The organism is Paenibacillus sp. P22, assembly GCF_000469945.2.
Lineage (GTDB): Bacteria > Bacillota > Bacilli > Paenibacillales > Paenibacillaceae > Paenibacillus_O > Paenibacillus_O humicus.
In genome coordinates this window covers 1-5,204 of record NZ_CBRA020000186.1, presented here as the reverse complement: position 1 = coordinate 5,204, position 5,204 = coordinate 1, and the positions used below count along the sequence as shown (strand labels likewise).

5 protein-coding genes are annotated in these 5,204 nt (G+C 61.7%); 4 read left to right on the top strand and 1 reads right to left on the bottom strand.

What is annotated here, in order from left to right; all coding sequences use genetic code 11:
• Positions 1-253 precede the first annotated feature (253 nt).
• On the top strand, positions 254-547 hold the full coding sequence (locus BN871_RS21720; protein WP_048748768.1) for a hypothetical protein: 294 nt from the start codon (positions 254-256) through the stop codon (positions 545-547).
• A 254-nt stretch (positions 548-801) separates the two neighbouring features.
• Positions 802-2,031 carry an EAL domain-containing protein gene (locus BN871_RS21715; RefSeq protein ID WP_048748763.1) on the top strand — a complete coding sequence of 410 codons (1,230 nt, stop codon included), beginning with the start codon at positions 802-804 and terminating at the stop codon, positions 2,029-2,031.
• 170 nt (positions 2,032-2,201) lie between these two features.
• Here the strand turns inward: BN871_RS21715 and BN871_RS21710 are convergent, their stop codons facing one another.
• Entirely contained in the window at positions 2,202-2,702 is a 501-nt protein-coding gene (locus BN871_RS21710) for a GNAT family N-acetyltransferase (protein ID WP_048748761.1), read from the bottom strand.
• A gap of 132 nt (positions 2,703-2,834) precedes the next feature.
• Here BN871_RS21710 and BN871_RS26320 point away from each other — a divergent pair, with 132 nt between their 5' ends.
• The gene (locus BN871_RS26320) at positions 2,835-4,367 is read left to right on the top strand and encodes a sugar MFS transporter (RefSeq protein ID WP_021882135.1); all 1,533 of its coding nucleotides are present in this window, start codon (positions 2,835-2,837) and stop codon (positions 4,365-4,367) included.
• A 381-nt stretch (positions 4,368-4,748) separates the two neighbouring features.
• A partial coding sequence (locus tag BN871_RS21700; RefSeq protein WP_048748759.1) for a sulfurtransferase occupies positions 4,749-5,204 on the top strand: 456 nt, incomplete at its 3' end.

Genomic DNA, 5,204 nt, shown 5'->3' with positions numbered 1-5,204 from the left:
GCGGCAAAACCCAGTACAATACCGATGAATGTGGATTTTTCCATAATACACCCCGTCCAAAAATGGTTGATGACAGGCTCTCCAAGCGCCGAGGCGATGCGGAGCCGAGCCCTTTGTGTCCTATATATCGACTTCTCGGCTGGTTGCGATTAGAGAAATTTTGGCTTTTATTGTGTCACCAGGCGTTAAGGCCCCACATATCCGTGTACAATAGGAAAATAGATCCGTATTTACAGGAAGGATGGCGGAAGGCATGGGCGTAAAGCATGCGAGGGAATACAAGGAAATTTTGGAAGATCTGACGGTCGCGGTGAGCGCGATTCGCGATAGTTACTCCTTTTTCGATATGAGCCAGGAGGATTGGAGCGAGCTTGGCGACCAGGAGAAGCATGAAGTGATGGAGGCGCTGGCGGACGATGTCTTCTACGGCCTCGGCGAGGAGCCGATCCTTCATGTGGGCGAGGGCGTCGTCGCCTACAAGCCGAAGTTCCATGTCATCGAGGTGCTGGTGGACGGCAAGGAAGCCCGCATCGTGCGGCTGATCTGAACGGCCGCTCCGCGCGAATGGGTCAGCCGAGAGCGGGCAGGAGCGCGCCGGCGAAAACTGCCGATACAATAAAACGACCAGCCGGATGCGCATCGCATGCCGGCTGATCGCGATGCGCGAAAGATGGCTGGGGAAAGGGCTGCCGGCTCTCCTGGAGCTCTTCCAAAGCTTGTCACGCAAGGGAGAGTCCGATACAATAGCAATTAATGTCAGATTATCTTACATAATTGACCGGTACAGGAGAGGCCCCAGCGATGACGATGGATTCAAGCGAGCGGCCGGAGGCGGACCAGCCGTCCCGCCCGCAGAACCCGAGAGCCTACTATCAGCCGATCCTGGCCCTGGATACCCGGATCGTAACCGGATACGAAGTCCTTGGAAGAGATTGCGGAGCCTCCGGAGCGCGCAGCCTGGGGGCTTATTTCAGCCATCCCGGCGTTTCCGAGAAAGCCAAGAGGGAGCTCGACGCCTTCATCCGGGAGCAGGCCGTGCGGGAGCATGGCCGGCTGGGACGGACCGAGAAGCTGTTCATCAATCTTCAGCCGGGGTGGCTGTCCGGCGGGTCCTCCGGGAGCGTGGACAGCTCTGTCCTTCCGATGTTGAAGCTGCTGGAGCAGTGCAAGGTTGATCCAAGCCTGATCTGCATCGAGGTGACGGAGGAGGATTTCGACGGAGAAATCGAATGCCTGGTCGGAGCGGTGCGTGAATTCCGCCGGGCGGGCTGCAGCATCGCCGTCGACGACGTAGGGAGCCGGTTCAGCAACCTGGACCGGATCGCGCATATCCAGCCGGATATGCTCAAGGTGGATATGAATATGGTATCCCGGAGCGCCCATCACGAAGGCTTCCACGGGGTGCTGCGATCGCTCTCGGCCATCGCCGACGGCATCGGCGCCTCCCTGCTCATGGAAGGGGTCGAGACCCGGCAGGATCTGCAGCGGGCGATATCGGCCGGGGCGCGCTACGTGCAGGGCTATCTGTTCTCGGGAGCGGAGGCTGCCTTCGGCAGCCGGGACCGGTATAAGCGTCTGCTGGACTCGGAGCTGCTGGACACCAAGCGGAAGCAGGCGGGAGAGGAAGGCGGACGATGGAAGCAGGCCGAGGAGCTCGCCCGCGAGGCGGAGCGGCTGCTCCGGGACAGCGGAGGGGAGGGCGGCGAAGAGGCTTTCCTGGCGCCGCTGCTCCGCAAGCTCGATGCTGGCTGCATGCGCGCCTACCTGTGCCGGTCCGACGGCATTCAGCTCTCCGCCAACTACCAGCGGACGGAGGGCGGATGGATTCGGGAAGAACATTACCGGGGCTCGGATTGGAGCTGGCGTCCCTATTTCGTCTACAGCAGCGTGGAGCTGCTGTCCGGACGGCGCTTCGCTATCTCCAGGCCGTACACGGATCTGGACCGGGGCGGCCGGGTGCGTACCGTGTCCGTGCCGGCGGGACCGGACATGTTCCTGCTAGTGGATGTCCGGGAGGATGAGCTTGGCTGACGGGAGTACATATGGCGGCTCCAGCGAGTTTGAGCTGCTGGAAGGAATAGAGGCTGATGTCCATCCAGGCGCTGGAATGATTAGAGCTGGTATCGATCCGGATGGCAGGATGAATAGAGGATAGTGCCGCAGGAAGAAATAGAACCGATCTCAATCCGGGCCGCAGACGGTCAGCGGCCCTTGTACACCATGCAGTGGAACATTTTCGGTCCTTCCGGCGTCCCGCGCTCGTAGGTGTCGGTCAGGCGGAACCCGGCTTTCTCGTAGGCCCGCTTCGCGCGGTGGTTCCATATAAGCACTTCGAGGTCGATCTCGTCTCCAGGCTTGCGACGCTTGGCTTCCTGGACAAGCAGCGAGACGAAGGCCGGGCCGAGCCCGTCTCCGCACAGATCGGGCCGCATCGCCAGACCGAGGCGGGTGACGCCCTGGATGGGAAAAAACTGCGCGTAGCCCATCAGCTCGCCGTCCTCCGGGTCGACCACGGCTGCATACTGCTCCTGCCTGAGCTTGGGATCGCCGATCTCGATCTCCAGCTTCCTGAGCACTTCCCAAGGATCGTTATTGTAGACGTCATAGGGGGGCTCGAAGCGCCAGCCGCATACTTCCTCGGCATGCCGCTCCGTCATGGGCACGACCTGCCAGCCCAGCCCGCCGTCGGGTTTATTCGTCATAGAGGGGTTCACTCCTTCGGCCGTGATAACGGTTGCCCGGCATGGCCATTATACCATTCCCGATTGCTCTCATGATATGATGGGGAGACAACAGGAACTCATCATGTAAAACTTGCACCTGAGGGAGCTGCGATGCGAAAACTGATTTTGCTAGGTTGCCTGTCCTATTTCGTCATAGGGCTTGCCCATGTCGTCGCCGGGGCGCTGCTGGAGCCGGTCATGAAGGAGTATGCGCTTGACTACAGCTCGGCAGGGCAATGGATCACCAACCAATTCATCGGGTTTCTGATCGGCGTTCTGGCGGCGCCGGCTCTCTCCTCGCGGATCGGCCGCAGGAGCACGCTGGTGCTTGCTATGGGAGCGCTGACAATTGCCGAAGCGGTATACAGCACTTTGCCGCCTTGGGATATCATTCTGCTGGTCGCGCCGGTGGCCGGGTTCGGCTTCGGCATGACGGAGGCCGTCGTAGGCGCCCTGATCATGGACGTATTCGTCAAGGGGAAAGCTTCCGCGATGGGCTGGCTCGAAGTCTGCTTCGGCATCGGAGCGCTCGTGATGCCCGGAGTGGCTTCCTTGCTCATCCAGGGCGGAATCTGGCCCATGAGCTTCCCGGTGCTCACCGCGCTGGCCGGCATCTGCCTCCTGCTCTGGATGACGCTGTCGTTCGGGGAGGCGGAAGAGGCGGTGGCCTATGTTCCGCGCCGGCCCGCACTCCTTGAAGGCTCGCCTGGCGAAGCGCCTGCGCCGGGCCTGGATGGTCCGGTCATGGTCAAGCAGAGGACGGATGGCGAAGACGCCGGGGGAACGGGCGCTGTAACCGCCGGAGCTGCAGGCGAAGACGGAGGACTTGCCGGAGAAGGGCTGGCTTCTTCCGCAGCGCCTGCTGCCGGATCCGGCAGAGCTTCGGCTGTTAGGGCCGATGCAAGAGGGGAGAACGGGCATCCATCCCATGGAACGGCTGCAGCGAGGCAAGGTCTCGCCCATCCGGCCGGCAGCGTCGGCGGCTCCTCGCCGGAGCCTGCGGAAGGGCGGGCAACCGACCGGCCTTTCCGTCCCCGCTATGCAAGAGGCTCGATGCCGCTGTTGACGGCAGGCATGCTGTTCTTTTTCCTCTATGTCGGCATGGAGATGGTGTTCGCGAACTATCTGCCCTCGGTCATGACCGCGCAGGCTGGACTCAAGGAAGCGGAAGCATCGGCCGTTCTCAGTCTGTTCTGGGGAACGATGGTGGCTGGACGTCTCTTCATCGGAGCGGCGACCAAGGCTGCGGGCTACCGGACTTATCTGCTTGTATCCGTTGGAGCATCGCTCGTATCTCTCGTTCTGATGTCGGGCGTATCGGAGTCGGGCTTGTCCTGGATGCTGGTGCTGGTCGCGCTCGCCGGATTGTTCATGGCGGGGATTTTCGCGGTCGCGCTCATCTACGTCAACGAGAAGCTGCCGGGCATGACGGATCGCACGACGAGCCTCATGGTCGCCTGCGGCGGCCTTGGCGGAGCGCTGTTCCCCAAGCTGGCAGGCTGGATTCTCGACGCCTATGACTGGAATGTCCTGCTGCAGATGACGGCGGCGATGGCCGCCATTCTGCTCTTGCTGCTGCTCGCGCTTCTTGCGATGCGGGGCGGCGAGCGGAAGAGCGGGAAAGGTCCGGCTGCTGCGGAGTGAGCCGGCCGGGTTGGAAGCGCAATAGATGGGGAAACTGCATCGGGGGCTGGATAGAGCGCCGAGCAGTTGATTAGAAGAGGCTAACATTGTCATTCTGCTCGGATGAACAGCCTGGGTACTTGCAGAACAAGCTCTGGAAGCGTGGTGAAAAAGTGACCGGAGGGTCGGAATGGAGTCGGAAAAGCGTCAGCGTTCGCCTTTGTCGTCTGATTTCAACTGCTAATCCCTTATTCAATGAAATCAGAACGGCAACAGCGATTGGAGACCCATACCGACCGCAGGCCACCTATTTTTCAACACGCTTCTAGAATCGCTGGAACCGATCACGGCGCAGGGTTGGATCGGAGCCAAGCCTATTTGCTTATGAGGAGGATTTCGACCATGGGAACCATCGTATCGCCGAAATGGCTGCTGGCCCGGATGTATGAACCTGATCTCGTCATCGCGGACTGCCGGTTCGCTCTAGGCAAGCCGCTGTCGGGGCGCTCTACCTATGAGGAAGCCCATATTCCCGGCGCCGTGTACCTGGACCTGGAGCAGGATTTGTCGGCTCCGGTCGGAGAGCATGGCGGGCGCCATCCGCTGCCGGAGCCGGAAGCGCTGCAGGCGGTGTTCCGCCGCGCGGGCATCGGCCCGGACTCCCGCGTCGTCGCGTATGACGACCAGGGCGGGGCGATGGCCTCGCGCCTGTGGTGGCTGCTGCGCTGGCTCGGTCATGACGCGGTCTACGTCATGGACGAAGGCTTCGGCGCCTGGCAAGCCGCAGGCTTTCCCGTGACGGCCGAGACGCGCATCGTCGTCCCGGGCGGCTTTGCCGCCAGGCCGCAGCCGCATCGG